The sequence below is a fragment of the Rhizobacter sp. P2_H2 genome (assembly GCF_056403375.1).
Genome location: NZ_JBFUFP010000016.1, coordinates 1 through 26,526, shown reverse-complemented (window position 1 = coordinate 26,526; position 26,526 = coordinate 1). Strand labels below are relative to the sequence as shown.

26 protein-coding genes, 4 tRNA genes and 1 riboswitch are annotated in these 26,526 nt (G+C 68.1%); of the genes, 18 read left to right on the top strand and 12 right to left on the bottom strand.

Features of this window, described 5'->3' with window-relative positions; translation table 11 throughout:
- The 11 genes from AC1D15_RS02905 to AC1D15_RS02855 form a co-directional block, all read right to left on the bottom strand.
- On the bottom strand, positions 1-689 hold a 689-nt coding region (locus AC1D15_RS02905; RefSeq protein ID WP_477824845.1), incomplete at its 3' end, for a CbtA family protein.
- Between the two features lie 13 nt (positions 690-702).
- Positions 703-894 (bottom strand): CbtB domain-containing protein, encoded by a 192-nt coding sequence (locus AC1D15_RS02900; protein WP_477824844.1) that lies wholly within the window; start codon positions 892-894, stop codon positions 703-705.
- 27 nt (positions 895-921) lie between these two features.
- Complete coding sequence (locus tag AC1D15_RS02895; RefSeq protein WP_047510420.1) at positions 922-1,317, bottom strand: cobalamin biosynthesis protein; 396 nt, start codon at positions 1,315-1,317, stop codon at positions 922-924.
- Positions 1,314-2,057 carry a cobalamin biosynthesis central domain-containing protein gene (locus AC1D15_RS02890; protein ID WP_477824843.1) on the bottom strand — a complete coding sequence of 248 codons (744 nt, stop codon included), beginning with the start codon at positions 2,055-2,057 and terminating at the stop codon, positions 1,314-1,316. Before AC1D15_RS02890 ends, AC1D15_RS02895 begins: the two co-directional genes overlap by 4 nt.
- Entirely contained in the window at positions 2,050-2,835 is a 786-nt protein-coding gene (cobI, locus tag AC1D15_RS02885; RefSeq protein ID WP_477824842.1) for a precorrin-2 C(20)-methyltransferase, read from the bottom strand. Before cobI ends, AC1D15_RS02890 begins: the two co-directional genes overlap by 8 nt.
- Positions 2,832-4,145 (bottom strand): precorrin-6y C5,15-methyltransferase (decarboxylating) subunit CbiE, encoded by a 1,314-nt coding sequence (gene cbiE / locus AC1D15_RS02880; RefSeq protein ID WP_477824841.1) that lies wholly within the window; start codon positions 4,143-4,145, stop codon positions 2,832-2,834. The genes cobI and cbiE overlap by 4 nt, the downstream gene beginning before the upstream one ends.
- On the bottom strand, positions 4,138-5,244 hold the full coding sequence (locus tag AC1D15_RS02875) for a cobalt-precorrin-5B (C(1))-methyltransferase (protein ID WP_477824840.1): 1,107 nt from the start codon (positions 5,242-5,244) through the stop codon (positions 4,138-4,140). Before AC1D15_RS02875 ends, cbiE begins: the two co-directional genes overlap by 8 nt.
- Positions 5,241-5,909: a precorrin-8X methylmutase gene (locus tag AC1D15_RS02870; RefSeq protein WP_465114937.1), complete on the bottom strand. Its 669-nt coding sequence runs from the start codon at positions 5,907-5,909 to the stop codon at positions 5,241-5,243. The genes AC1D15_RS02875 and AC1D15_RS02870 overlap by 4 nt, the downstream gene beginning before the upstream one ends.
- The gene (locus AC1D15_RS02865; RefSeq protein ID WP_477824839.1) at positions 5,884-6,789 is read right to left on the bottom strand and encodes a sirohydrochlorin chelatase; all 906 of its coding nucleotides are present in this window, start codon (positions 6,787-6,789) and stop codon (positions 5,884-5,886) included. Before AC1D15_RS02865 ends, AC1D15_RS02870 begins: the two co-directional genes overlap by 26 nt.
- Positions 6,786-7,577 (bottom strand): precorrin-4 C(11)-methyltransferase, encoded by a 792-nt coding sequence (cobM, locus tag AC1D15_RS02860; RefSeq protein WP_047510403.1) that lies wholly within the window; start codon positions 7,575-7,577, stop codon positions 6,786-6,788. Before cobM ends, AC1D15_RS02865 begins: the two co-directional genes overlap by 4 nt.
- Positions 7,574-8,878 (bottom strand): cobyrinic acid a,c-diamide synthase CobB, encoded by a 1,305-nt coding sequence (locus AC1D15_RS02855; protein ID WP_477824838.1) that lies wholly within the window; start codon positions 8,876-8,878, stop codon positions 7,574-7,576. The genes cobM and AC1D15_RS02855 overlap by 4 nt, the downstream gene beginning before the upstream one ends.
- An 83-nt stretch (positions 8,879-8,961) precedes the next feature.
- Positions 8,962-9,199, bottom strand: a riboswitch (cobalamin riboswitch).
- A gap of 214 nt (positions 9,200-9,413) precedes the next feature.
- Here AC1D15_RS02855 and AC1D15_RS02850 point away from each other — a divergent pair.
- The 5 genes from AC1D15_RS02850 to AC1D15_RS02830 are packed head-to-tail and all read left to right on the top strand — an operon-like array spanning position 9,414 to position 13,559.
- Positions 9,414-9,998 (top strand): anthranilate synthase component II, encoded by a 585-nt coding sequence (locus AC1D15_RS02850; protein WP_477824837.1) that lies wholly within the window; start codon positions 9,414-9,416, stop codon positions 9,996-9,998.
- On the top strand, positions 9,995-11,008 hold the full coding sequence (gene ltaE, locus AC1D15_RS02845) for a low-specificity L-threonine aldolase (RefSeq protein ID WP_477824836.1): 1,014 nt from the start codon (positions 9,995-9,997) through the stop codon (positions 11,006-11,008). Before AC1D15_RS02850 ends, ltaE begins: the two co-directional genes overlap by 4 nt.
- Positions 11,009-11,026: 18 nt before the next feature.
- Positions 11,027-12,061, top strand: a complete 1,035-nt coding sequence (gene trpD, locus AC1D15_RS02840) for an anthranilate phosphoribosyltransferase (RefSeq protein ID WP_047510395.1) — start codon at positions 11,027-11,029, stop codon at positions 12,059-12,061.
- Positions 12,058-12,846, top strand: a complete 789-nt coding sequence (gene trpC, locus AC1D15_RS02835) for an indole-3-glycerol phosphate synthase TrpC (protein ID WP_465114948.1) — start codon at positions 12,058-12,060, stop codon at positions 12,844-12,846. The genes trpD and trpC overlap by 4 nt, the downstream gene beginning before the upstream one ends.
- Positions 12,843-13,559 (top strand): uracil-DNA glycosylase, encoded by a 717-nt coding sequence (locus tag AC1D15_RS02830; protein ID WP_477824835.1) that lies wholly within the window; start codon positions 12,843-12,845, stop codon positions 13,557-13,559. The genes trpC and AC1D15_RS02830 overlap by 4 nt, the downstream gene beginning before the upstream one ends.
- Before the next feature lie 19 nt (positions 13,560-13,578).
- On the opposite strand, the gene AC1D15_RS02825 is transcribed toward AC1D15_RS02830, so the two are convergent.
- On the bottom strand, positions 13,579-14,205 hold the full coding sequence (locus AC1D15_RS02825; RefSeq protein WP_047510388.1) for an outer membrane beta-barrel protein: 627 nt from the start codon (positions 14,203-14,205) through the stop codon (positions 13,579-13,581).
- Positions 14,206-14,346: 141 nt separating this feature from the next.
- Between AC1D15_RS02825 and AC1D15_RS02820 the strand changes: the two genes are divergently transcribed.
- The 13 genes from AC1D15_RS02820 to rpoC all read left to right on the top strand — a co-directional run.
- Positions 14,347-14,432 (top strand) — tRNA-Tyr (locus tag AC1D15_RS02820).
- 117 nt (positions 14,433-14,549) lie between these two features.
- A tRNA-Gly gene (locus tag AC1D15_RS02815) sits at positions 14,550-14,623 on the top strand.
- Between the two features lie 86 nt (positions 14,624-14,709).
- Positions 14,710-14,784, top strand: a tRNA-Thr gene (locus tag AC1D15_RS02810).
- 43 nt (positions 14,785-14,827) lie between these two features.
- On the top strand, positions 14,828-16,018 hold the full coding sequence (gene tuf, locus AC1D15_RS02805) for an elongation factor Tu (protein ID WP_047585659.1): 1,191 nt from the start codon (positions 14,828-14,830) through the stop codon (positions 16,016-16,018).
- An 18-nt stretch (positions 16,019-16,036) separates the two neighbouring features.
- A tRNA-Trp gene (locus tag AC1D15_RS02800) sits at positions 16,037-16,112 on the top strand.
- Positions 16,113-16,223: 111 nt separating this feature from the next.
- Positions 16,224-16,607 (top strand): preprotein translocase subunit SecE, encoded by a 384-nt coding sequence (secE, locus tag AC1D15_RS02795; RefSeq protein ID WP_047510946.1) that lies wholly within the window; start codon positions 16,224-16,226, stop codon positions 16,605-16,607.
- 10 nt (positions 16,608-16,617) lie between these two features.
- Positions 16,618-17,217, top strand: coding sequence for a transcription termination/antitermination protein NusG (nusG, locus tag AC1D15_RS02790; RefSeq protein ID WP_052204971.1), 600 nt, complete (start codon positions 16,618-16,620; stop codon positions 17,215-17,217).
- 163 nt (positions 17,218-17,380) lie between these two features.
- On the top strand, positions 17,381-17,812 hold the full coding sequence (gene rplK, locus AC1D15_RS02785) for a 50S ribosomal protein L11 (RefSeq protein ID WP_047510949.1): 432 nt from the start codon (positions 17,381-17,383) through the stop codon (positions 17,810-17,812).
- Between the two features lie 2 nt (positions 17,813-17,814).
- Positions 17,815-18,525 carry a 50S ribosomal protein L1 gene (gene rplA / locus AC1D15_RS02780; RefSeq protein WP_047510951.1) on the top strand — a complete coding sequence of 237 codons (711 nt, stop codon included), beginning with the start codon at positions 17,815-17,817 and terminating at the stop codon, positions 18,523-18,525.
- Between the two features lie 276 nt (positions 18,526-18,801).
- The gene (rplJ, locus tag AC1D15_RS02775) at positions 18,802-19,332 is read left to right on the top strand and encodes a 50S ribosomal protein L10 (RefSeq protein ID WP_047510976.1); all 531 of its coding nucleotides are present in this window, start codon (positions 18,802-18,804) and stop codon (positions 19,330-19,332) included.
- Between the two features lie 41 nt (positions 19,333-19,373).
- Positions 19,374-19,754, top strand: a complete 381-nt coding sequence (rplL, locus tag AC1D15_RS02770) for a 50S ribosomal protein L7/L12 (protein WP_047510954.1) — start codon at positions 19,374-19,376, stop codon at positions 19,752-19,754.
- A gap of 311 nt (positions 19,755-20,065) precedes the next feature.
- Entirely contained in the window at positions 20,066-24,190 is a 4,125-nt protein-coding gene (gene rpoB, locus AC1D15_RS02765; protein WP_477824834.1) for a DNA-directed RNA polymerase subunit beta, read from the top strand.
- Between the two features lie 17 nt (positions 24,191-24,207).
- Positions 24,208-26,526 (top strand): DNA-directed RNA polymerase subunit beta' (rpoC, locus tag AC1D15_RS02760; protein ID WP_477824833.1); only part of this gene is annotated, 2,319 nt, incomplete at its 3' end.

Sequence of the window (26,526 nt, the reverse complement as noted above, 5' to 3'; positions counted from 1 at the left end):
AGCCAGAACAGCGAGGCCGACACATGCGTCGCAAGCACGAAATCGCGGCCCAGCACCTGCAGGCGCTGGTGGGCCTCGCCGCTGAACGCGCCGAGCGGGTCGCCGATCAGCTGCGGCGCGCCGATCACGAACGGCAGCGCGAGCCAGGCCGCGGCAGCGGCCCAGCGCCAGGGCTTGCGGCCGAACGCGACCAGCGCGCAGGCCGACAGCGCGCTGCCGGCGGCCAGCAGCCACCACAGCTGCCGCAGGCGCAGGTCGGCAGCCTCCATGCCCGGCACCTCGGCCGGCAGGCCGAGCGAGGGCCACAGGTGCAGGCTCAGCCAGCCGGTCGCGGCCACGGCCGCGGCGAGTCGCCAGGCCCCAGCCGACAGCCCGCGCTTCCAGGCCCACGCCCCCATCGCCGCGAACACCAGCAGCGCGAGCGCGAACGCATTCAGCAGGTTGGCGACCCAGGTCCAGAAGCTGCGCTCGAGGCCGTCGGCGGGTGTCCAGTCCACGTCATGGTGGTGCGCGTGGGCGGCCTCTTCTGCCGTGTGCTCGTGGGCAGCCGGCGCGGCAGACTTCTGCACCTCGAACTCCTCGGCCGCGAGGATGATCGGCACCGCCTGCCAGCGTTGCACGACCCACTGCAGGCTGCCCACCGCCAAGGCGACCAGCAGTGCACACCACACCAGGCGTCGGAACAGCATCATCGGCTCCCGCTCAGTGGCACGGACGGCCGGTGGCATGGCGCACGTCGTGTGCCGCGTTGTGCGCGAGCGGGCTCTCGGCGAACGCGACGCCGTACAGCATCACGACGCCGAGCAGCGCGCCGGCGGCGAGCTGGCGCAGCAGGCCGCGCGAGGCGGTGGCGGGGAAGGAGACGGTGGGTTGAAGGGCTTGTTGCGGGTTCATGTCGTTCCTTTCAAAGGGGATGGAGAGTTATCTGCAGCGCGCGACGGAGACGGTCGCGTGGCGGCCGTCGTCGCCACGCAGGATGTGTTTCTCGACCAGCAACGAGCTGGCCGGCGCGGCGCCCGCCGCGAGCAACGCGGCCGCCTCGCTGACGGATGGCGTGCCGGTGTAGCGCCGCACCGTCTCCGACGGGTTGGGCACCTTCACCTCGGCCAGTTCGGCGGCGTCGTAGAAGTGCAGCGACCAGCCGCGCTGCGCGGCCAGGTCGAGCAGGCCGAGCTCGTTCGACTTCAGCGTGATGCTCGCCACCGCGGCCACGTCGCTGAGCGCGACGCCGGCCAGGTCCAGCGCCTCGCCGACCGCGCGCGACAGCGTCTCGACCGGCGTGCCGCGGTCGCAGCCGAGCCCGAGCGCGACCCTCATGCGGCAGCCTCTGCGGCCGGCGGGCGGTAGACGACCAGCCGTTCGTTCAACTGCTGCCACAACGCAGCGTCGATCGCGCGGTGCGTGACCCATAGCACCGCCTTGAAGCGCGCCAGGTCGACGTCCTCGAAGCGTTCGAAGCGGTGGATGCTGGCCGGCAGCGGTGTCGGCCGCGTCCACCAGTTGGGGCTGCCGGCTTCCTGCACGAAGGCGATCGGCTCGCCGTTGACGACGTGGGCCGAGACGCGGGTGATGTTCAGCTTCGGCGCCTCGACCGACCAGCCGAGCTCGCGGCCGAGGATGTCGACCGGGATGGTCTTGCCGACGTCGGAGGCGGTCGTCAGCACCGGGGTCGCGCCGAGCAGCGCTGCCACCTGTTCGGCGCAGGCGTTGGCGCCACCGACGTGGCCCGACAGCACCGGGATCACGAACTGGCCGGCATCGTCGACGACGGTGATGCCGGGGTCCTCGTCCTTCGACTTCAGGTGCGGCGCGATCAGCCGCACGACGGCACCGAGCGAGACGAAGAAGATCAGCTGGTCGTAGGCGGCGAACAGCGGGCCGATCTCGTCGCGCAGCGCGGCGGTGTAGGCGCGCAGCGGGTTCGCGAGGCCGTCGAAGGCCGTGCGGAACTTGTCGGCGCAGACGATGTGGGCCCGCGGCTGCTGCGCGGCCAGTTGCGCAGCCTGTGCGGCGCCGTGCTTGGTGATCGCGACGATCGCGATGCGGGGGTCAGTCATCGAGGGTCTCCGGGCTGGATTTCTTGAGGCATCCGCGGATGCGTTCACCGCGCACGCGCAGGTGGTTGTGCACCAGCATCAGCGACAGGTAGCTGACCTTCTGGCCGCGCAGCGACAGCATCCCGGCGCCGCGCAGCACGCGTTCGTCGGGTGCGCCGCAGCGTTCGATGAAGGCCGCGTCGGCCAGCAACTCGCGCTGCTGCAGCCAGTCGAGCAGGTCCTCGATCAGCGGCTTCACCTTCATCAGCACCAGCGTGTCGAAATCGCCGAGCAGGCGGTCGAGCGCGCTGACGCCGTAGGCCGCAGGCACGACGGCGATGGTGTCGTCCTGCTCGCCGAGCGGGCGGCCCAGCGTGGCCGCGGCCGCATTGAATGCATTGACGCCGGCGATGGTGTCGACCGCGATGCGCTCGTCCCTCGACCGCACGGTGCGCGCCAGGTGCCCGAAGGTCGCGTAGGTGCTGGCATCGCCCTCGACGAGGAACAGCACGTCGCGCCCGGCCCGCAGYAGCGGCAGCACGGTGTCGGCGGCGCGGTGCCAGCTGCGCAGCAGCTTCTCCTCGTCGTGCGTCATCGGGAACAGCAGCGGCAGGTGCTCGGCCGGCGGCGGCAGCTCGGCGCGCGTGACGATGTCGAACGCATAGCTCGGCGTCTTGGTGCTGCGCGTCGGGTAGGTCCACACGGTGTCGCGGCGCGCCAGCTGCGCCCACGCGGCGCGCGTGATCAGGCCCGGATCGCCCGGGCCGAGGCTCACGCCGATCAATCGACCCAGCGTCATGTGGAAGCCTTTCGTGCGCACACCACCCACACCGGGTTCTCCGCCGCGAGCCGGTGCATGTGCAGGATCGGCTTGCTGCGCGACGCCTGCAGCATCACGACATCCCAGTCGGCGCCGAGCTCGGCCAGCGTCGCGGTGGCCGTGCCCAGGTTCTCGATCGTCACGAAGTTCATCACCAGCTGCCCGCCCGCGCGCAGCCGCCGCAGGCACAACGCGATCAGCTCGGCCAGTTCGCCGCCCGAGCCGCCGATGAACACCGCGTCCGGGTCGGCCCAGCCGTCCATCGCCTGCGGCGCCTTGGCGTGCACCAGCGTGTGGTTGCCGACGCCCATCGCGGCGCGGTTGCGGCCGGCGATCGCCACGTCGTCCTCGTTCTTCTCGATCGCGTAGACGTGGCCCGCCGGGCACAGCCGCGCCGCCTCCAGGCCGACCGCGCCCGAGCCGGCGCCGATGTCCCAGACGATGCTGTCCTCGCGCAGCTGCAGGCGCGCGAGCGAGACCGCGCGCACCTCCAGCTTCGTGATCAGGCCCTTGTCCGGATGGCGCTGCTCGTAGCTCGCGTCGGGCAGCCCGAAGCGCACCGGCGTGGCCCGCGCCGACTGGCGCCACAGCAGCACGACGTTCGGATCCGCAAAGCGCGCCTGCGCCGCTTCGGCGATCGACAGGCCGGTGACGATGCGCTCGCCGGCCTGCAGCAGCCGCTCGGCAACCGCGATCTGGAAATCGTCCGTCAGGCCTTCGGCCTGCATCATCCGCGCGATGCGGTCGGGCGTGTTGTCGGGGCTGGTCAGCACCGCCAGCCGCGCATGGCGGCGCAGCGATTGCGCGAGCGCGTACAAGCCGTGCGATGGCTCGGCGCCCGGGCCGGGCCATTCGCCGGCGTCCTTCGCATGGACGCTCTCGATCTTCAGGTCCTGCCACACCAGCCCGACGCGGGCGCAGGCGAGCTGGATGGTCGACAGGTTGGGCAGCACCTCGATCGCGTCCAGGCACAGCTGCATGCCGAGGTAGCCGGCGATGCCGTGGCACAGCGGATCGCCGGTGGCCAGCACCACGCAGCGCTTGCCGGCGGCCTGGGCCTGGCGGATGTCCTCGGCCACGGCCGCCAGGCCGCCGATCGCGCGGCGCTCGGCCTCGGGCTGGATGCGCGATTCCAGCAGCGCCAGCGTGCGCTTCGCGCCGATCACCAGGTCGGCATCGGCCAGTGCCTGCAGGGCCGGAGCGCCCAGGCTCGCGGCGCCGTCGTCGAGCACGCCGACGATGCGGCAGCGCGGCGGGCGCAAGTGGGAGGCGTGTGTCGAATCATTCATGGGAAGTCGCCTCAGCGAGTTTCTTGCCGTCGAAATCGCAGACCAGCACGTCGAGCCGGAAGCGGTTCGGGTAGCGCCCCATCACCGTGCTGACGACCTTGCGCGCCAGTGCGGTGTGGAAGGCATCGATCAGGCCCAGCGCCGCCATGCGCTCGGCGGCGAAGCGCGCGGTCTCGGCCGCGGCGATCGCGGCGCATTCGTCGGGCGGTGCGCCGATGCTGGCGGCGATCGCGGCCAGCAGGTCGGTGTCGACCTCGGCGCGGTTCGCGTGCGTGATGGTCTCGCCCTGCGCGATCTTCGTCAGCTTGCCGACCATGCCGCCGATCACGACGCGGCGCAGCTTCGCCTTCATCGCGGCGTCGAGCGCATAGCGCAGGAAGTCGCCCATCTGCACGAAGCAGGCCTCCGGCAGGCCGGGCAGTTCGGCGATCGCGAATTTCTCGGTGCGCCCGCCGGTGGTCAGCACGACGGTGTCCGACCCCGTGGTGGCCGCGACCTCGACGCCCTGCACCACGCTCGCGCGATAGGCGGCCGTGCTGTAGGGCTTGACGATGCCGGTGGTGCCGAGGATCGAGATGCCGCCGAGGATGCCGAGCCGCGCGTTCAGCGTCTTCTTCGCCATCTCCAGGCCCTGCGGCACCGAGATCGTGACCTGCAGGCCGTCGCTCGCGAGCAGCGCGCTGCCGGCCTCGCGCACGTTCTCCTCGATGTTGCGGCGCGGCACCGGGTTGATCGCCGGCCCGCCGACCGCGAGGCCGAGGCCGGCCATCGTCACGGTGCCGACACCGAAGCCGCCGAGCAGCACCACCTCGCCGGCCGCGCCGGGCAGGCGCAGCACGTCGGCGGTCAGGTGGGCCTTGTCGGTGCAGTCGGGGTCGTCGCCGGCGTCCTTGATCACCATCGCATGCGCGGCGCTGCCGTCGCACTGGCCGTCGTTCACGTCGAAGCGCACGCGCTGGCCGTTCGGCAGCAGCGCCTCGACCGACGGCGGCACCGCGCCGTCGACCAGGCCGAGGACCGCCGCGCGCGCGGCCGCAGCCGAGCACGCACCGGTCGTGAAACCGGTGCGGGTGCCGCGCTTGACGGTCTTCTCCATCATGTCTGTGCGGCCTCCGCCAGGCTCAGCAGCGCGTGGATCGCGGCCACCACCAGCGTCGAGCCGCCCTTGCGGCCGCGGATCACGATCCACGGCACCTCGTCGACCTGCGACATCAGCTCCTTCGACTCGGCCGCCGACACGAAGCCGACCGGCATGCCGACGACCAGTGCCGGCTTCGCGCCTTCGTCGCGGATCAGCCGCACCAGCTCGATCAGCGCGGTCGGCGCATTGCCGATGCCGACGACCGCGTCATCGAGCAGCCCGAGCCGGTGCGCCTTGCGCATCGCCTGCACCGCGCGCGTCGTGTCGTCGGCCCTGGCCTGCGCGATCACGTCGGCATCGGCGATGAACTGGTGCGTGCGCATGCCGAAGTGCGCGAGCCGCGGCGCCGACAGGCCGACGCAGATCATCTCGACGTCGGCCACCACGCGCGAGCGGCCGGACAGGATCGCGTGAAGGCCGGCCGTCACCGCGCGCGGGTGGAAGGCGGTGAGGCCGTTGAAGTCGAAATCGGCGTTCGCATGGATCATGCGGCGCACGATCGGCCACTGGTGCGGCGCGTAGTCGTGCGGGCCGACCTCGCGGTCGATCACCGCGAAGCTGTCGTGCTCGATCGCCTGGCCGGCGCGCGTGAGCTGCTCAGTGACCGTGTTGGGCGTGGTCATGCTCATGCGCGTGGTCGTGATCGTGGGGATGGTGATGGTCGTGGGCATGCTCGTGCCCATGCGGCTCGTGGTCGTGCTGGTGCGCCTCCCACAGCGCCGCCTCCGCGCTGACCGGCACCGCATGCAGCGTGCCCTGCAGCAGTGCCTCGACGCGCTGCGCCAGCAGCCCGGCGATCTCCGGCTCGAAGCCGAAGTGGGTGCCGAGCGCGAAGCGCACCTGCGGGTACTGCATGCGCAGGTGCTCCACCTGCCGCCCGATGCGCTGGATCAGCGTGCCGGTGAACAGGTAGTACGGCAGCACGATGACCTGGCGCATGCCGAGCTGCACCTGGCGCTGCACGACGCGCTCCAGCCGCGGCCAGGCGATGCCGGTGAAGGCCAGGTCGACCAGCTCGTGGTCGCCTTCCTCGAACAGCCAGCGCGTCATGCGCGCCATCTCGCCGTTCGCCTCCTTGTTCGACGCGCCGCGGCCCAGCAGCACGACGCCGGTGCCGGTCGGGTCGGGCACGTCCAGCTGCTGCATGCACTGCTTCAGCTGGCGGCGCAGGATCGCGAGCACCGGCTCGCTGACACCCAGGTGCGGCGCGTAGTCGAAGCGCACGCCGGGGTGGCGCAGCCGGGCGCGCGCGATGTGCGACGGGATCTCGACGTTGACGTGGCCGGCCGCGTTCAGGATCAGCGGCACGACGATCACGCGCTCCGAGCCGGCCGCCGCGAGGTCCAGCCCGTCCTCGACCTCGACCTCGGCGAACTCGATGAAGCACAGCTCGGTGCGCCAGTGCGGGTGGCGCGCGCGCCAGAGCGCGGCGAACTGCTCGATCTCGTCGTTGCCGCTCTTCTCGCGCGAGCCGTGGCCGACCAGCAGGATGGTGTCTTTCATGGGGCGGTCGCTTTCCGGAAGCGGTGGGTGAATGCGGCGTCGTACAGCTTCGACTTGGTGAGCTCGGCCCAGCCGCGCGCGCCGAGCGCGGGGCTCGCGATGACCATCGCCTGGCTGACGATGCCGGCCTCGCGGCACTGCTGCTTGATGGTGGCCAGCGTGCCGCGCACGATGCGTTCCTCGCCGGGCCAGCTCGCCTTGTGCACGACCAGCATCGGCGCGTCTTCGGCCCAGCCGGCCTCGCGCAGGCCGGCTTCGATGCGGTGCAGCAGCGTGATCGACAGGAAGATGCACAGCGTGCAGCGGTGCGCCGCCAGCTCGGCCAGCGATTCGCCCGGCGGCATCGGCGTGCGGCCTTCGACGCGCGTGAAGATCACCGTCTGCGTGACCTCGGGCAGCGTGAAGCTCTCGACCGCTGCGGCCGCCGAGGCCATCGCCGACGACACGCCCGGCACCACCGCGATCGGGATGCCGGCCGCGTCGAGCGGCTGCACCAGCTCGATCAGCGTGCCGTACAGCGCCGGGTCGCCGGTCTGCAGCCGCACGACGGTGTCGCAGCGCGCGGCCTGCCCGGTCAGCCACGCGACCATCTGCCCGAGCGTCATGTCCTTGCTGTCGGCGATCGCGCAGCCGGGCGGCGCCCAGCGCGTGGCGGCCTCGTTGACCAGCGAGCCGGCGAACAGGATCGCGCCGGCACGCTCGATCAACGCGCGGCCCTTGACGGTGATCAGCTCGGGGTCGCCGGGGCCGGCGCCGACGAACCAGACGCGGCCTGGGGGCGTGCTCATCGCGTGAACAGGCGTGCGACGGCCTGCGGGTTGGACGGGAAGTAGGCGTGGAAGTACGAGGCCGTCAGCCGGCCGCTGCGGTACACCGCTTCGCCGCGCCGGCCGGCGCGCATCGGCTGCGTGGTGCACAGCGGGGCCATCGGCGATTCCAGTCGCGAGTAGTGGAAGCTGTGGCCGCGCAACGTGCCCTCGGGCAGCCCGGCCTCGTGCAGCCCGATGCTGGCCAGGCGCGTCTGCATCGCGGCGTGGCCCGGCAGCAGCCCGGCCATCGCGGCGCGGCGGCCCTGCAAGTCGGTCAGCGCCTGCAGCAGCAGCAACAGCCCGCCGCACTCGGCCAGCATCGGGGTGCCGGCGGCGTGCAGCTCGCGCAGCGCCTCGTGCATGAAGCGGTTGGCGGCCAGCGCATCGAGGTGCAGCTCCGGGTAGCCGCCCGGCAGCCAGACCGCATCGCAGGGCGGCGGCGCGGTGTCGTGCAGCGGCGAGAAGAACGCGAGGCTCGCGCCCATCGCCTGCAGCAGCGCGAGGTTGGCGGTGTAGAGGAACGAGAACGCGGTGTCGCGCGCCACCGCGATGCGCACGCCGCGCAGCAGCGGCTCGGCAGGCACTGCGCTGCCGGGCTCGAAGCTGACCGCGGGCGGCAGCTCGCCGGCCTCGGGGCCGAGCGCGTCGGCGGCGCGGTCGAGGCGGGCGTCGAGGTCATCGAGCTCGGCCGCCTGCACCAGGCCGAGGTGGCGTTCGGGCAGCGCGATCTGCTCGTCGCGCGGCAACGCGCCCCACCAGCGCATCGAGGCGGGCAGGCTCTCGCGCAGCAGCGCGGCGTGGCTGTCGCCGGCGACGCGGTTGGCGAGCACGCCGGCCAGCGTCAGGCCGTCGCGGTAGCTCGCGAGGCCGTGCGCGATGGCGCCGAAGGTCTGCGCCATCGCGCTGCCGTCGATCACCGTCAGCACCGGCAGCCCGAAGCGCAGCGCAAGGTCGGCGCTGGACGGCGTGCCGTCGTGCAGCCCCATCACGCCCTCGACGAGGATCAGGTCGGCATGTTGCGCGGCGTCATGCAGCAGCGCGCGGCAGTGCGCCTCGCCGCCCATCCACAGGTCGAGCTGGTGGACGGGCGCGCCGCTGGCGCGGGCGAGGATCATCGGGTCGAGGAAGTCGGGCCCGGCCTTGAAGACCCGCACGCGGCGGCCGCGGCGGGCGTGCAGGCGCGCCAGCGCGGCGGTGACGCTGGTCTTGCCCTGGCCCGATGCGGGCGCGGACACCAGCAGGGCAGGGCAGCGCACGGGGCGCAGCTCGGGGACTTGCATCGAAGGACAACTCGCAACAGACCGGCCGTCGCCCTGCTTCCCCGCAGGGTTTCGTGAACAGGCATGCGCCGCGTTGCCGCGGGCGCGCACCCACTGGGTTGGCCGGTCTCCGGGCTGGCGGACGTCTCCCGTGCACCCTTCCCATCGGCCGGGGCCGACAGTGGGTCGATTCGCACGGGAGCGCTCTCCGGGGAGGGCGTCCGCTTACCGTTGCGGGGGCAGCTCAGGTTGGATCCGCCCCGGCAGGGCTCGTCTTCCTGATTCCCGTTTCACTGCCGCGACCGGACGGCCGCGGCGAGCACCAACGTGGGCGGCATGATACCCGCCGTCTTCCCTGAAGCCCGGCGCGCAGCCATAATGCGGCCCCATGGTCTCCACGCGTTCATTCACAGCGACGCTCCGCGGTTGGCGTTGGCGCAAGCCAACGACCTGAACCCACCTCATGGCGCCCGCACGCGGCGCCCCAGTCTTCCGCCGCGACCCAGCCTACGGCAGCCGGTCGCCCCGAACCCACTGAATCCAGAGGCCTGAGCACATGCTGCTGATGATCGACAACTACGACTCCTTCACCTTCAACCTGGTGCAGTACTTCGCCGAGCTCGGCGAGGACGTGCGCGTGTTCCGCAACGACGAGATCACGCTCGACGGCATCCGCGAACTGAAACCCGAGCGGCTGGTGCTGTCGCCCGGCCCGTGCTCGCCGGCCGAGGCCGGTATCTGCGTCGACGCGATCCGCGAGTTCACCGGCAAGCTGCCGATCCTCGGCGTGTGCCTCGGGCACCAGGCGATCGGCGCGGCGCTCGGCGGCAGGATCATCCGCGCGAAGACGCAGATGCACGGCAAGACCGACATCATCACCACCGACAGGCGCGGCGTGTACGCCGAGCTGCCGCAGCAGTTCACCGTGATCCGCTACCACTCGCTGGTGATCGAGCGCGACACGCTGCCCGCCGAGCTGGAGATCACGTCGACCTCGCAGGACGACGAGATCATGGGCGTGCGCCACACCGCGCTGGCCGGCACGAAGACGCCGCTCGAGGGCGTGCAGTTCCATCCCGAATCGATCCTCACCGAGCATGGGCACGCGATGCTGAAGAACTTCCTGGAGTTGCGCGGATGAACGGCGTCGTCGATCTGCGCAGCGACACCATCACCCGGCCGACACCGGCCATGCGCGAGGCGATGGCCTGCGCCGAGGTCGGCGACGACGTGTTCGCCGACGACCCGACCGTCAACGCGCTGCAGGAGGGCATCGCCGCGCTGCTCGGAAAAGAGGCGGCGCTGTTCGTGCCGACCGGCACGCAGAGCAACCTGATCGGCATCATGAGCCACTGCGGCCGCGGCGATGAATACATCGTCGGCCAGATGGCCCACACCTACCGCTGGGAAGGCGGCGGCGCCGCGGTGCTCGGCAGTGTGCAGCCGCAACCGCTGGAGCACCAGCCCGACGGCACGCTGGCGCTCGCCGACATCGACGCCGCCGTCAAGCCCGACGACGCGCACTTCGCCCGCTCGCGCCTGCTGTGCCTCGAGAACACGCTCGGCGGCAAGGTGCTGTCGCAGGCCTACCTGGCCGATGCGACCGGCCTGGCACGCCGGCGCGGCCTCGCGACCCACCTCGACGGCGCGCGGCTCTTCAACGCCGCGGTGAAGCAGGGCATCGCCGCGCGCGAGATCGCGGCGCATTTCGACAGCGTGTCGGTCTGCTTCTCGAAGGGGCTCGGCGCACCGGTCGGCTCGGCGCTGGTCGGCTCGAAGGCCTTCATCCGCGGCGCGCACCGCTGGCGCAAGATGCTCGGCGGCGGCATGCGCCAGTCCGGCGTGCTGGCGGCCGCGGTGTTGCATGCGCTGGACCACCATGTCGAGCGCCTCGCCGACGACCATGCGCTCGCGCAGCGCCTGGCCGCCGGCCTGCGCGACGTGCCGGGTGTCGCGGTCGAGCCGCCGCAGACCAACATCGTGTTCGTCGACGTGCAAGGCCCGAAGGCTGCCGGCCTGCTCGACCACCTGAAGGCGCGCGGCGTGCTGGCGACCGGCCTGTACCGGCTGCGCTTCGTCACGCACCTCGACGTCGATGCCGCCGGCGTCGACCGCGCGATCGCCGCGGTGCGCGAGCACATGAGCGCCTGAATCCTCGAGAGACGAACCATGACCATCAGCAACACCGAAGCCCTGGCCCGCGTCATCGACCACCGCGAGATCTTCCACGACGAGATGCTGACGCTGATGCGCCGCATCATGAGCGGCGAGATGTCGCCGGTGATGATCGCCGCGCTGTCGCTGGGCTTGCGCGTCAAGAAGGAAACCATCGGCGAGATCGCCGCCGCCGCGCAGGTGATGCGCGAGTTCGCGACGCCGGTGGTGGTGGCCGACACGACGCACCTGGTCGACCTGTGCGGCACCGGCGGCGACGCGGCGCACACCTTCAACATCTCGACCGCCGCGATGTTCGTCGCGGCCGCGGCCGGCGCGCGCATCGCCAAGCACGGCGGGCGCAGCGTGTCGTCGAGTTCCGGCAGCGCCGACGTGCTCGAGGCCTTCGGCGCCAACGTCGACCTGAATGCGGCACAGGTCGCGCAGTGCCTGCAGGAATGCGGCATCGGCTTCATGTTCGCGCCCAACCACCATGCGTCGATGAAGCATGCCGGCCCGGTGCGCAAGGAGCTCGGCGTGCGCACGATCTTCAACATCCTCGGGCCGCTGACCAACCCGGCCGGCGCGCCGAACCAGCTGATGGGGGTGTTCCACGCCGACCTCGTCGGCATCCAGGTGCGCGTGCTGCAGCGCCTGGGTTCGGAGCACGTGATGGTGGTCTACGGCATGAACGGCATGGACGAGATCTCGCTGTCGGGCGAGACGCTGGTCGGCGAGCTGAAGAACGGCGAGGTGCGCGAGTACATGGTGCACCCGAGCGATTTCGGCATGCCGGTCTACGACACCCGCGTGCTGAAGGTGGCCGACAAGGCCGAGTCGGTGCAGTGCATCCAGCGCGCGTTCGCGAACGAAGACGGGCCGGTGCGCGACATCGTGCTGCTGAACGCCGGCGCGGCGCTGTATTGCGCGAACGTCGCGTCGTCGGTGACCGAGGGCGTGCGGATGGCGCGCGAGGCGGTGGCCTCGGGCAAGGCGCTGGCCAAGCTGAGCCAGTTCGTGGCCGTCACCAACAAGTTGAAGGCAGCATGAGCGACATCCTCGACAAGATCAACGCGGTCAAGCGCGAAGAGATCGCGGCGGCCCGCAAGCTGCGCGACGAAGCCTCGGTGCGCCGCGAGGCGGAATCGCTGGGCGGGCTGCGCGACTTCGCGAAGGCGCTGCGCGGCAAGATCGCCGCCGGCTCGGCGGCGGTGATCGCCGAGGTCAAGAAGGCGAGCCCCAGCAAGGGCGTGCTGCGCGAGCACTTCGTGCCGGCCGAGATCGCTGCCAGCTACGAGAAGCATGGCGCCGCCTGCCTCAGCGTGCTGACCGACCGGCAGTTCTTCCAGGGCTCGGTCGACTACCTGAAGGCCGCCCGCGCCGCCTGCGCGCTGCCGGTGCTGCGCAAGGATTTCATGATCGATGCATACCAGGTGTTCGAGGCGCGTGCGATGGGGGCGGACTGCATCCTGCTGATCGCCGCGTCGCTGGACGATGCGCAGATGGCCGACCTGGAAGCGCAGGCGCAGGCGCTCGGCATGGCGGTGCTGGTCGAGGTGCACGACGGCGCCGAACTCGACCGCGCGCTGCGCCTGAAGACGCCGCTGGTCGGCATCAACAACCGCAACCTGCGCACCTTCGAGGTCACGCTCGACACCACGCTCGGGCTGCTGAAGCACGTGCCCGGCGACCGGCTGCTGGTGACCGAGAGCGGCATCCTCGCGCGCGCCGACGTGCAGCGCATGCGCGACGCGAACGTGCATGCCTTCCTGGTCGGCGAGGCGTTCATGCGCGCGCCGGATCCGGGCGTGGCGCTGGCCGAGCTGTTCCGGTGAGCGGGGAGGGCTCGCTGAAGGCGCCGCTGGCGCAGGTGCTCGATGCCGCGCCGCTCGGCTGGCGCGAGGTGCTGCGGCCCTGGCGCGAATCGGCGGCCGGGCAGGGCCTGGTCGAGTTCGTCGACCGGCGCGTGGCCGAGGGGGCGGTGGTCTATCCGCCCGAGCCCTTGCGCGCGCTGGAACTGACGGCCTTGCCGGAGGTCCGCGTGCTGATCCTCGGGCAGGACCCGTACCACGGCCCGGGCCAGGCCCATGGGCTCGCGTTCTCGGTGCCGGCCGGCGTCGCGTTGCCGCCGAGCCTGCGCAACATCCTCAAGGAGCTGGTGCGCGATCTCGGCGAGGCGCCGGCGACGGGTGACCTGTCCGGCTGGGCCGCGCAGGGCGTGCTGCTGCTGAACACGACGCTGACCGTCGAGCAGGCCGCGCCGGCGAGCCACGCACGCCATGGCTGGGAGCCGCTGACCGAGCGCATCGTCGCCGCGGTCGCGGGSCGGCGCCGGCCCTGCGTCTACATGCTGTGGGGCGCGCATGCCCAGCAGTTCGGGCCGCTGATCCGCGAGCAGGGTGGGCCCGATGCGCTGGTGCTGGCGTCGAACCACCCGTCGCCGCTGTCGGCGCGGCGCCCGCCGGTGCCCTTCATCGGCAACGGGCACTTCGGTGCCGCGCAACGGCACCTGTCGGCCCACGGCGGCGCGATCGACTGGAGCCGGTGAGGGCCCAGGCGCGCCAGGCTCAGTTGAAGTAGTAGCTGACGTAGAAGCCGACGTGGCTGCCGTCGTATTCCGGCGCGGTCGAATAGCCCTTCAGCGTGAACTTCTCGTGCACCGCGCGCAGCTTCAGCGCGACCGCGCGGCTCACGAAGTACTCGCCCTCGACCACCACGCCGGTCGACGAGTCGAACTCGACATTGCCCACGTCGAGCGCGCCGCTGGACGAGAACTTCGCGTTCTGCGACCAGCGCAGCCCGCCGCCGAGGCGCCATTGGTCGCTCAGGTCCCAGTGGCCCAGCACCTCGACGGGGTAGCGCTCGAAGGTCTTGCGGCCGTCGTCGCCGGAGCGCGTCTCGCCGCGGATCGTCTGGAAGTGGTAGCCGACGCTGATCTGCGCCGAGAACGGGCTGTCGAAATGCACGTCGACGCCGGCCTTCACGTCGACCAGGCCGCCGGCGCGGATCGACGTGCTGTGGCCGTCCTCGAACTCGACCGAGTCGAGCTTGTCGCCGCCCCAGGTCAGGCCGAGGCCGAGGAACGGGCGAATCCGCACGCCAGGGCCTGGGCCGGTGTCGGACGGGTACTGGCTCTGTGCCTGGGCGGAGGCCGACAACGCGAGCACCGCGGCGGCCAGGATGGTCTTGGTCATGGGGTTCTCTCCTCCGGATCGCCCGCGGGAAATGCTGGGGCGGGCGCGATTATCCGGGCGTCGACGGCTGTGGCGAGGTCATTTTTTGCAGCCCTGGTTTGCCAGTGTCACCAACTCGATGTATAGTCCCGAGTTCGCCGCGGAGGGGTGCCCGAGTGGCTAAAGGGGGCAGACTGTAAATCTGTTGGCTTACGCCTACGCTGGTTCGAATCCAGCCTCCTCCACCACGGCGAAACATATTCTGTAAGTTGCTAGACCGCTAGACGTTGTTGTTGCAAGACCGTTCCGGTCGGGTTCCCTCGATGTGTCGATGGGGTTCTGGCCGGGGCGGGTGGGGCTCCCGGGCGGGAGTAGTTCAATGGTAGAACCCTAGCCTTCCAAGCTAATGACGCGGGTTCGATTCCCGTCTCCCGCTCCACGGATCTTCACGGAGACGTTGTGATGTCGTCAGAGGCTTGACTGCCTGAGGTTGTCAGCCCTGTGTCGACAGGACACAAGAGACCTGCCCATGTGGCTCAGTGGTAGAGCACTCCCTTGGTAAGGGAGAGGTCGCGCGTTCGATCCGCGCCATGGGCACCAGTTTTTTCAGCACTGTCAATCTCGACCGCTAGGAGCGCGAAAAATGGCAAAAGGCAAATTCGAGCGGACCAAGCCGCACGTGAACGTTGGGACGATCGGTCACGTGGACCATGGCAAGACGACGCTGACGGCGGCGATCACGACGGTGCTGTCGGCGAAGTTCGGTGGTGAAGCGAAGGCGTACGACCAGATCGACGCGGCGCCGGAAGAGAAGGCGCGCGGCATCACGATCAACACGGCGCACGTCGAGTACGAGACGGCGAACCGCCACTACGCACACGTCGACTGCCCGGGGCACGCCGACTACGTGAAGAACATGATCACGGGTGCGGCGCAGATGGACGGCGCGATCCTGGTGGTGTCGGCCGCTGACGGCCCGATGCCGCAGACGCGCGAGCACATCCTGCTGGCCCGCCAGGTGGGCGTGCCGTACATCATCGTGTTCATGAACAAGTGCGACATGGTCGATGACGCCGAGCTGCTGGAGCTCGTCGAGATGGAGGTTCGCGAACTGCTGGACAAGTACGACTTCCCGGGCGACAAGACGCCGATCATCCACGGCAGCGCGAAGCTGGCGATGGAAGGCGACAAGGGCGAGCTGGGCGAAGGCGCGATCTTCAAGCTGGCCGATGCGCTGGACAGCTACATCCCGACGCCGGAGCGYGCGATCGACGGCGCGTTCCTGATGCCGGTGGAAGACGTGTTCTCGATCTCGGGTCGCGGCACGGTGGTGACGGGCCGGATCGAGCGCGGCGTGGTGAAGGTCGGCGAAGAAATCGAGATCGTGGGCATTGCCGCGACGCAGAAGACGACCTGCACGGGCGTGGAGATGTTCCGCAAGCTGCTGGACCARGGCCAGGCGGGCGACAACGTCGGCATCCTGCTGCGCGGCACGAAGCGTGAAGACGTGCAGCGCGGCCAGGTGCTGTGCAAGCCGGGCAGCATCAAGCCGCACACGCACTTCACGGCTGAGGTGTACGTGCTGAGCAAGGAAGAAGGCGGCCGCCACACGCCGTTCTTCAACAACTACCGGCCGCAGTTCTACTTCCGCACGACGGACGTGACGGGCGCGGTGGAGCTGCCGAAGGACAAGGAAATGGTGATGCCTGGCGACAACGTGAGCATCACGGTGAAGCTGATCGCCCCGATCGCGATGGAAGAAGGCCTGCGCTTCGCCATCCGTGAAGGCGGCCGCACCGTCGGCGCCGGCGTCGTCGCCAAGATCCTCGAGTAATTTGCGTTTGAAGGCCACAGGGGTATAGCTCAACTGGCAGAGCGCTGGTCTCCAAAACCAGAGGTTGGGGGTTCGATTCCCTCTGCCCCTGCCAATCGGTGAAGTTGGTGGGGTTGAGATTGGTGGCCCAAGCAGCCCGCACGGCGACGAAAAGCCCCGGCGGGCTTTGCTGCTGAAAAGCGGCACATGTTTTTTGAAGAGCGAAATGTCGAATCCACAAGTCGAAACCGTCTCCACGGGCACTGACAAGGCCAAGCTCGCCGCCTCCGGCGTGCTGGTGATCGTGGCCGTGGCGGCGTTCTATGCGCTCGGCAAGCAGGATCTCTGGCTGCGCGTCGGCGCCCTGGTGCTGCTGCTGGTGGCTGCCGTCGGGCTGTTCTTCACGTCCGAAAGCGGCAAGCAGCTGATCGCCTTCGGGCAGGATTCGTCGCGCGAAGTCCGCAAGGTCGTCTGGCCGAGCCGCAAGGAAGCGACCCAGATGACGCTGTACGTCTTCGCCTTCGTGGTCGTGATGGCGCTGTTCCTGTGGTTCACCGACAAGACGCTCGAATGGGTGCTGTACGACCTGATCCTGGGCTGGAAGCGTTGAGGACATCCTGATGAGTGAACAACAGCCCAACGAGCAAACCGCCGCCGAAGCCGTGCCCGCGCCCCTGGCGCCGGCCGGCAACAAGCGCTGGTACGTGGTGCATGCCTATTCGGGCATGGAGAAGGCCGTCGAGCGCAACCTGCGCGAGCGCATCGACCGCGCCGGCATGCAGGACAAGTTCGGCCGCATCCTGGTGCCGATGGAAGAGGTCGTCGAGCTGAAGAACGGCAAGAAGGCCGTGACCGAGCGCCGCTTCTTCCCGGGTTACGTGCTGGTCGAGATGGAAATGGCCGACGACACCTGGCACCTGGTGAAGCACACCAGCAAGGTCACCGGCTTCGTCGGCGGTGCGAAGAACCGCCCGGCGCCGATCTCCGAAGCCGAGGTGATGAAGATCGTCACCCAGATGCAGGAAGGCGTCGAGAAGCCGCGCCCGAAGGTCGAGTGGGAAGTGGGCGAACTGGTGCGCGTCAAGGAAGGCCCGTTCACCGACTTCAACGGCGCGATCGAGGACGTCAACTACGACAAGTCCAAGGTGCGCGTCTCGGTCACGATCTTCGGCCGCGCCACGCCGGTCGAGCTCGACTTCTCGCAGGTCGAGAAGGTCTGACGGCCTGAAGAATTCGGGCCCGGATGGCGGCCCGGCAAGGCAACTTGCAAAGGCCATCCCGTTGATGCCGGTGACGAGACACCGGTACGAGGAGCAAGGGTAACCAGCCCCTTGCGTTGGCACTCAAGGCCCGTCTGCCAAGGCAGGCCTCTCTGGAGAAATCATGGCAAAGAAGATTGTCGGCTTCATCAAGCTGCAAGTACCGGCCGGCAAGGCCAACCCGTCGCCCCCGATCGGCCCGGCCCTCGGCCAGCGCGGCCTGAACATCATGGAGTTCTGCAAGGCGTTCAACGCGCAGACCCAGGGGCTGGAACCCGGCCTGATGCTGCCGGTCGTGATCACCGCGTTCGCGGACAAGTCCTTCACGTTCATCATGAAGTCGCCCCCGGCGACCGTGCTGATCAAGAAGGCGATCAAGCTCGACAAGGGCTCGGCCAAGCCGCACACCGACAAGGTCGGCAAGATCACCCGTGCCCAGCTCGAAGAGATCGCGAAGACCAAGGTCAAGGACCTGACGGCAGCCAACATGGATGCCGCCGTTCGCACGATCGCAGGCACCGCCCGCTCGATGGGCGTGACCACTGAAGGAGTCTGAGCATGGCCAAGCTGACCAAACGCCAAAAGGCCGTCGCCGGCAAGGTTGACAGCACCAAGCTGTACGCCATCGACAACGCGCTGGCCATCGTCAAGGAATGCGCGACCGCCAAGTTCGATGAATCCATCGACGTGGCCGTGCAACTCGGCATCGACGCCAAGAAGTCCGACCAGGTCGTTCGTGGCGCCGTCGTGCTGCCCAACGGCACCGGCAAGACCAAGCGTGTCGCGGTGTTCGCGCAAGGCGCCAAGGCTGAAGAAGCCCGTGCCGCCGGCGCCGACATCGTCGGCATGGACGACCTCGCCGAACAGGTGAAGGCCGGCAACCTGAACTTCGACGTCGTGATCGCCTCGCCGGACACGATGCGGATCGTCGGTACGCTGGGCCAGATCCTCGGCCCGCGCGGCCTGATGCCGAACCCGAAGGTCGGCACCGTGACGCCCGACGTGGCCACCGCGGTGAAGAACGCGAAGGCCGGCCAGGTGCAGTTCCGCGTCGACAAGGCCGGTATCGTCCACAGCACCATCGGCCGTCGCTCGTTCGACGCCGACAAGCTGGTGGGCAACCTGCGCGCGCTGATCGAGGCCCTGAACAAGGCCAAGCCGGCATCGAGCAAGGGCATCTACCTGCGCAAGGTGGCGGTGTCGTCGACGATGGGCGTCGGCGCCCGCGTCGATGTCGCTTCGATCAACGCGTCCGCAGTGGCCGCCTGATCCGATCCGACAGATAAGAAATCGAGGGTCGGCACGAGTCTGGTGCCGGTCCGATGAATTGGTGGGCTGGTCCGGTGAAAGCCGGGCCAGGTCATCCAAGACCGCAGGCGTGGCCCCCGGGCCGCTTAATCGACGAGACGGTGGCGACACCCGATCCGAAGCCCGCGCAGATGGCGATCCCACTGGCAAGGAACCCTGGTTCCAAGGCAGAGGTCGCTGAATCGTGGTGTGTCCTGATGCTTCATGCGGACGGACACGATGTGTGAGGAGCAGACCTTGAGTCTCAATCGCAACGAGAAAGCAGCCGTGGTGACGGATGTGGCCGCGCAAGTCGCGCGTTCACAGACGTTGGCGCTGGCCGAGTACCGTGGCCTCACCGTGGCTCACCTTGACACCCTGCGCAAGCAGGCGCGCGACAAGGGCGTGTACCTTCACGTGCTGAAGAACACCCTGGCTCGCCGTGCCGTTGCCGGTACGTCGTTCGAGGTGGCTGCGGAAAGCTTCGTCGGCCCGCTGATCTACGGTTTTTCCGAGGACCCCGTTGCCGCGGCCAAAGTCATCGCCGACTTTGCCAAGGGCAACGACAAGCTCGTCATCAAGGCTGGTGCGTACGCCGGCAAGGTCCTGAACGCCGACGGCGTGAAGGCCCTGGCCAGCATTCCCAGCAAGGAAGTGCTGCTGTCGCAGCTGGCCGGCCTGCTGATGGCACCGGTGCAGCGCACGGCCGCCGTCCTGGCCGCCCTGGCCAAGCAACGTGGCGAAGGTGCTGCAGAAGCAGCCCCCGCCGCCGAAGCTGTCCCGGCCTGAAGACGACCCTCTCAACCTTTACCTGATATCTAGGAACCAAAATGGCATTCGATAAAGACGCATTCCTGACCTCGCTGGACAGCATGTCGGTGATGGAACTCAACGACCTGGTCAAGGCCATCGAAGAGAAGTTCGGCGTGACCGCCGCTTCCATGGCCACCGGCGGTGGCGGCGGTGGCGGCGGCGCTGCTGCTGCTGTCGTTGAAGAAAAGACCGAATTCAACGTCGTGCTGCTCGAAGCCGGCGCGAACAAGGTGTCGGTCATCAAGGCCGTGCGCGAACTGACGGGCCTGGGCCTSAAGGAAGCCAAGGACCTGGTCGACGGCGCTCCGAAGCCCGTCAAGGAAGCCATCCCCAAGGCCGACGCCGAAGCCGCTGTCAAGAAGCTGGTCGAAGCTGGCGCCAAGGCCGAAATCAAGTAATTCGGCCTGTCAGCACGAGGCTGGGTGCCGGTTTTCGGCCCCAGCCTTTTGCGCTTCAGGGGTTTGTCCCCCTGAGGACACCTGAAAGGGCGGGAACGACGACAATGTCGATCCTCCCCTCCTTTTCAAGTGTTCTCTGATCCGACTGCAGAGAACGGGTTTGGTCGGACTCCGGTGCAATGCCGGGGTTGTCCGCCAGCGGTTGGTAGTGGCCAGCCACCAAGCGTCGAACGCAATGTTCGAAAGACAGTCGCCGACGGGAGCAGGCCTGGGCCCGGCTCTGTTCCCCGATACGGAGTGAGAAATCACATATGGCGCAGCACGCAACCCCCTACAGCTACACCGAGCGCAAGCGGATTCGCAAGAGCTTCGGCAAGCGCGAGAGTGTCCTCAACGTTCCCTATCTGCTGACGATGCAGAAGGAGTCGTACGTCGCCTTCCTCCAGAAGGACGTCGCTCCGCAGAAACGCAAGCCTGAAGGCCTGCAGGCCGCTTTCCTCTCCGCTTTCCCGATCGTGTCGCACAACGGGTTCGTGGAGATGAAGTTCATCGAGTTCAACATGGCCAAGCCCGCGTTCGACACGCGGGAGTGCCAGCAGCGCGGGCTGACCTACGCCGCCGCGGTGCGTGCCAAGCTGCAGATGATCATCTATGACCGCGAGTCGCCGCAGGCGAAGACGGTCAAGGAAATCAAGGAACAAGAGGTCTACATGGGCGAAGTGCCGCTCATGACCGACTACGGTTCGTTCATCGTGAACGGCACCGAGCGCGTGATCGTCTCGCAGCTGCACCGCTCGCCGGGCGTGTTCTTCGAGCACGACAAGGGCAAGACCCACAGCTCGGGCAAGCTGCTGTTCAGCGCCCGCATCATTCCGTACCGCGGCTCCTGGCTCGATTTCGAGTTCGACCCGAAGGACATCCTGTACTTCCGCGTCGACCGCCGCCGCAAGATGCCGGTGACGATCCTGCTGAAGGCCATCGGCCTGAACCCGGAATCGATCCTCGCGAACTTCTTCGTGTTCGACAACTTCCGCCTGATGGACTCCGGTGCCCAGATGGAGTTCGTCGCCGACCGCCTGCGCGGCGAAGTGGCCCGCTTCGACATCACCGACAAGAACGGCAGCGTCGTCGTCGAGAAGGACAAGCGCATCACCGCGCGCCACACGCGCCAGATCGAGCAGAGCGAGACGCAGTTCATCAGCGTGCCGGAAGACTTCCTGGTCGGCCGCGTGCTGGCCCGCAACATGGTCGACCCGGACACCGGCGAGATCATCGCGAAGGCGAACGACGAGCTGACCGACTCGCTGCTGAAGAAGCTGCGCAGCGCCGGTGTGAAGGAGATGCAGTGCCTCTACACCAACGAGCTGGACGAAGGCGCCTACATCTCGCAGACGCTGGCCGCCGATGAAACGGCCGACCAGCTGGCTGCGCGCGTCGCGATCTACCGCATGATGCGCCCCGGCGAGCCGCCGACCGAAGACGCCGTCGAGGCGCTCTTCAACCGGCTGTTCTACAACGCCGACACGTACGACCTGTCGCGCGTGGGCCGCATGAAGTTCAACGCCCGCGTCGGCCGCGACGTGCCGGAAGGCCCGATGACGCTGTCGAACGACGACATCCTCGACGTCGTGAAGATCCTCGTCGAGCTGCGCAACGGCCGCGGCGAAGTCGATGACATCGACCACCTGGGCAACCGTCGCGTGCGCTGCGTGGGCGAGCTGGCCGAGAACCAGTACCGCTCGGGCCTCGCCCGCATCGAGAAGGCCGTCAAGGAACGCCTCGGCCAGGCCGAGACCGAAGCGCTGATGCCGCACGACCTGATCAACTCCAAGCCGATCTCCGCGGCGCTGAAGGAGTTCTTCGGTGCGTCGCAGCTGTCGCAGTTCATGGACCAGACCAACCCGCTGTCCGAGATCACGCACAAGCGTCGCGTCTCGGCCCTGGGCCCGGGCGGCCTGACCCGCGAACGCGCCGGCTTCGAAGTCCGCGACGTGCACCCGACCCACTACGGCCGCGTGTGCCCGATCGAGACGCCGGAAGGCCCGAACATCGGCCTGATCAACTCGCTGGCCCTGTACGCCCAGCTCAACGAGTACGGCTTCCTCGAGACGCCGTACCGTCGCGTGGCCGACGGCAAGGTGACGATGCAGATCGATTACCTGTCGGCCATCGAGGAAGGCAAGTACGTGATCGCGCAGGCCAACGCCTCGCTCGACGCCGACGGCAAGCTGATCGACGAGCTGGTCTCCGCGCGTGACAACGGCGAATCGATCCTGACCTCGCCGGAGCGCATCCAGTACATGGACGTGGCGCCGACGCAGATCGTCTCGGTGGCCGCCTCGCTGGTGCCGTTCCTCGAGCACGATGACGCGAACCGCGCGCTGATGGGCGCCAACATGCAGCGCCAGGCCGTGCCGACGCTGCGCCCCGAGAAGGCGCTGGTGGGTACCGGTGTCGAACGCGTCGCCGCGAAGGACTCGGGCACGGTCGTGGCCGCGCGCCGCGGCGGTGTCGTGGACTACGTCGACACCAACCGCATCGTGATCCGCGTCAACGACAACGAGACGGTGGCCGGTGAAGTCGGCGTCGACATCTACAACCTGATCAAGTACCAGCGTTCGAACCAGAACACGAACATCCACCAGCGTCCGATCGTCAAGCGCGGCGACAAGGTCGAAGCCGAGGACATCATCGCCGACGGCGCCTCGACCGACATCGGCGAGCTGGCGCTCGGCCAGAACATGCTGGTCGCGTTCATGCCCTGGAACGGCTACAACTWCGAAGACTCGATCCTGATCAGCGAACGCGTGATCGCCGACGACCGCTACACCTCGATCCACATCGAGGAACTGGTGGTGATGGCACGCGACACCAAGCTGGGCTCGGAAGAAATCACGCGCGACATCCCGAACCTGAGCGAGCAGCAACTGGCTCGCCTGGACGAGTCGGGCATCGTCTACGTGGGCGCCGAGGTCAACCCGGGCGACACGCTGGTGGGCAAGGTCACGCCGAAGGGCGAGACCACGCTGACGCCGGAAGAGAAGCTGCTGCGCGCGATCTTCGGCGAGAAGGCCTCCGACGTGAAGGACACCTCGCTGCGCGTCGACCAGGGCACCAGCGGCACCGTCATCGACGTGCAGGTCTTCACCCGCGAAGGCATCCAGCGCGACAAGCGCGCGCAACAGATCATCGACGATGAACTGAAGCGCTACCGCCTCGACCTGAACGACCAGCTGCGCATCGTCGAGGCCGACGCGTTCGACCGGATCGAGAAGCTGCTGTCGGGCAAGATCGCCAACGGCGGCCCGCAGAAGATCGCCAAGGGCACCGCCATCGACAAGGCCTACCTGGCCAGCGTCGAGAAGTACCACTGGTTCGACATCCGCCCGGCGGACGACGACATCGCCAACCAGCTCGAGTCGATCAAGAACTCGCTGGAGCAGACGCGCCACAGCTTCGACCTCGCGTTCGAAGAGAAGCGCAAGAAGCTCACGCAGGGCGACGAGCTGCCGGCCGGCGTGCTGAAGATGGTGAAGGTGTACCTGGCCGTCAAGCGCCGCCTGCAACCCGGCGACAAGATGGCCGGCCGCCACGGCAACAAGGGCGTCGTGTCCAAGATCAACCCGATCGAGGACATGCCGCACATGGCCGACGGCACGCCGTGCGACATCGTGCTGAACCCGCTGGGCGTGCCGTCGCGGATGAACGTCGGGCAGGTGCTCGAGGTCCACCTGGGCTGGGCCGGCAAGGGCATCGGCCAGCGCATCGGCGACATGCTGCAGGCGCAATCCAAGGTGGCCGAGCTGCGCAAGTTCCTCGACGAGCTCTACAACAAGTCGGGCGGCAAGACCGAGCGCCTGGACCACCTGAGCGACGACGAGATCCTCGAGATGGCCGGCAACCTGAGCAAGGGCGTGCCGTTCGCGACGCCGGTGTTCGACGGTGCGGCCGAAGAGGAAATCCGCGGCATGCTGAAGCTGGCCTACCCGGACGAGATCGCCAAGGTCAAGGGCCTGACGGCCACGCGCACCCAGGCCACGCTGTACGACGGACGCACCGGCGACGCTTTCGAGCGTCCGGTCACGGTCGGCTACATGCACGTGCTGAAGCTGCACCACCTGGTCGACGACAAGATGCACGCCCGTTCCACCGGCCCGTACTCGCTGGTCACGCAGCAACCGCTGGGCGGCAAGGCCCAGTTCGGTGGCCAGCGCTTCGGCGAAATGGAAGTGTGGGCCCTGGAAGCCTACGGCGCGTCCTACGTGCTGCAGGAAATGCTGACCGTCAAGTCCGACGACGTGAACGGCCGCACCAAGGTGTACGAGTCCATCGTCAAGGGTGAGCACGCGATCGAGGCCGGCATGCCGGAGTCGTTCAACGTGCTGGTCAAGGAAATTCGTTCGCTCGGTATCGACATCGAGCTCGAGCGCAACTAAAGAAAAGGAAACAGAACATGAAGGGTTTGCTTGATCTGTTCCGCCAGTTCACCCCTGATGAGCATTTCGATGCCATCAAGATCGGGCTGGCTTCCCCCGAGAAAATTCGGTCGTGGTCGTTCGGCGAAGTGAAGAAGCCGGAGACCATCAACTACCGCACCTTCAAGCCGGAGCGCGATGGCCTGTTCTGCGCCAAGATCTTCGGCCCGATCAAGGACTACGAGTGCCTGTGCGGCAAGTACAAGCGCCTGAAGCACCGTGGCGTGATCTGCGAGAAGTGCGGCGTCGAAGTGACGCAGACCAAGGTTCGCCGTGACCGCATGGGCCACATCGACCTGGCGGCGCCGTGCGCGCACATCTGGTTCCTGAAGTCGCTGCCGTCGCGCCTGGGCCTGGTGCTCGACATGACGCTGCGCGACATCGAGCGCGTGCTGTACTTCGAAGCGTACGTGGTGGTCGACCCCGGCATGACCCCGCTGAAGAAGTTCAGCATCATGTCGGAAGACGACTACGACGCGAAGCGCACCGAGTTCGGCGACGAGTTCGTCGCGCTGATGGGCGCCGAAGGCGTGCAGAAGCTGCTGGCCGAGATGGACCTCGATGTCGAGATCGAGCGCCTGCGCGGCGACATGACCGGCTCCGAGCTGAAGGTCAAGAAGAATTCCAAGCGCCTGAAGGTGATGGAAGCCTTCAAGAAGTCGGGCATCAAGCCGCAGTGGATGGTGATGAACGTGCTGCCCGTGCTGCCGCCGGACCTGCGTCCGCTGGTGCCGCTGGACGGCGGGCGCTTCGCCACGTCGGACCTGAACGACCTCTACCGTCGCGTCATCAACCGCAACAACCGCCTGGCCCGCCTGCTCGAACTGAAGGCGCCGGAGATCATCGTGCGCAACGAGAAGCGCATGCTGCAGGAAGCGGTCGACTCGCTGCTGGACAACGGCCGTCGCGGCAAGGCGATGACCGGTGCCAACAAGCGCGCGCTGAAGTCGCTGGCCGACATGATCAAGGGCAAGAGCGGCCGCTTCCGCCAGAACCTGCTGGGCAAGCGCGTCGACTACTCGGGCCGTTCGGTCATCGTGGTCGGCCCGACGCTGAAGCTGCACCAGTGCGGCCTGCCGAAGCTGATGGCGCTCGAGCTGTTCAAGCCGTTCATCTTCTCGCGCCTGGAAGCCATGGGCATCGCCACCACCATCAAGGCGGCGAAGAAGGAAGTGGAATCGGGCACGCCGGTGGTGTGGGACATCCTTGAAGAAGTCATCAAGGAACACCCGGTGATGCTGAACCGCGCGCCGACGCTGCACCGCCTGGGCATCCAGGCGTTCGAGCCGGTGCTGATCGAAGGCAAGGCGATCCAGCTGCACCCGCTGGTGTGCGCTGCGTTCAACGCCGACTTCGACGGTGACCAGATGGCCGTCCACGTGCCGCTGTCGATCGAAGCGCAGATGGAAGCCCGCACGCTGATGCTGGCCTCCAACAACGTGCTGTTCCCGGCCAACGGCGAACCGTCGATCGTGCCGTCGCAGGACGTGGTGCTGGGCCTGTACTACGCGACCCGCGAGCGCATCAACGGCAAGGGCGAAGGCATCATCTTCTCCGACGTCGTCGAAGTGCAGCGCGCGCTGGACAACGCCGCAGTCGAAGTCACCGCGAAGATCAGCGTGCGCCTGACCGAGTGGACGAAGAACAAGGTGACCGGCGAGTTCGTGTCGGAAACCAAGCTCGTCGACACCACCGTCGGCCGTGCGCTGCTGTCCGAGATCCTGCCGAAGGGCCTGCCGTTCTCGAACATCAACAAGGCGCTGAAGAAGAAGGAAATCTCGCGCCTGATCAACACCTCGTTCCGCAAGTGCGGTCTGAAGGAAACGGTCGTGTTCGCCGACAAGCTGCTGCAGTCGGGCTTCCGCCTGGCCACGCGCGCCGGCATCTCGATCGCGATCGACGACATGCTCGTGCCGAAGGAAAAGCCGGGCCTGATCGACCGCGCCGAGAAGGAAGTGAAGGAGATCGAGCAGCAGTACGTCTCGGGTCTCGTCACCGCCGGCGAGCGCTACAACAAGGTCGTGGACATCTGGGGCAAGACCGGCGACGAAGTCGGCAAGGTCATGATGAGCCAGCTGGCCAAGCAGCGCGTGCTCGATCGTCACGGCAAGGAAGTCGACCAGGAGTCGTTCAACTCCATCTACATGATGGCCGACTCGGGTGCGCGCGGCTCCGCTGCGCAGATCCGCCAGCTGGCCGGCATGCGCGGCCTGATGGCCAAGCCGGACGGCTCGATCATCGAGACGCCCATCACGGCGAACTTCCGTGAAGGCCTGAACGTGCTGCAGTACTTCATC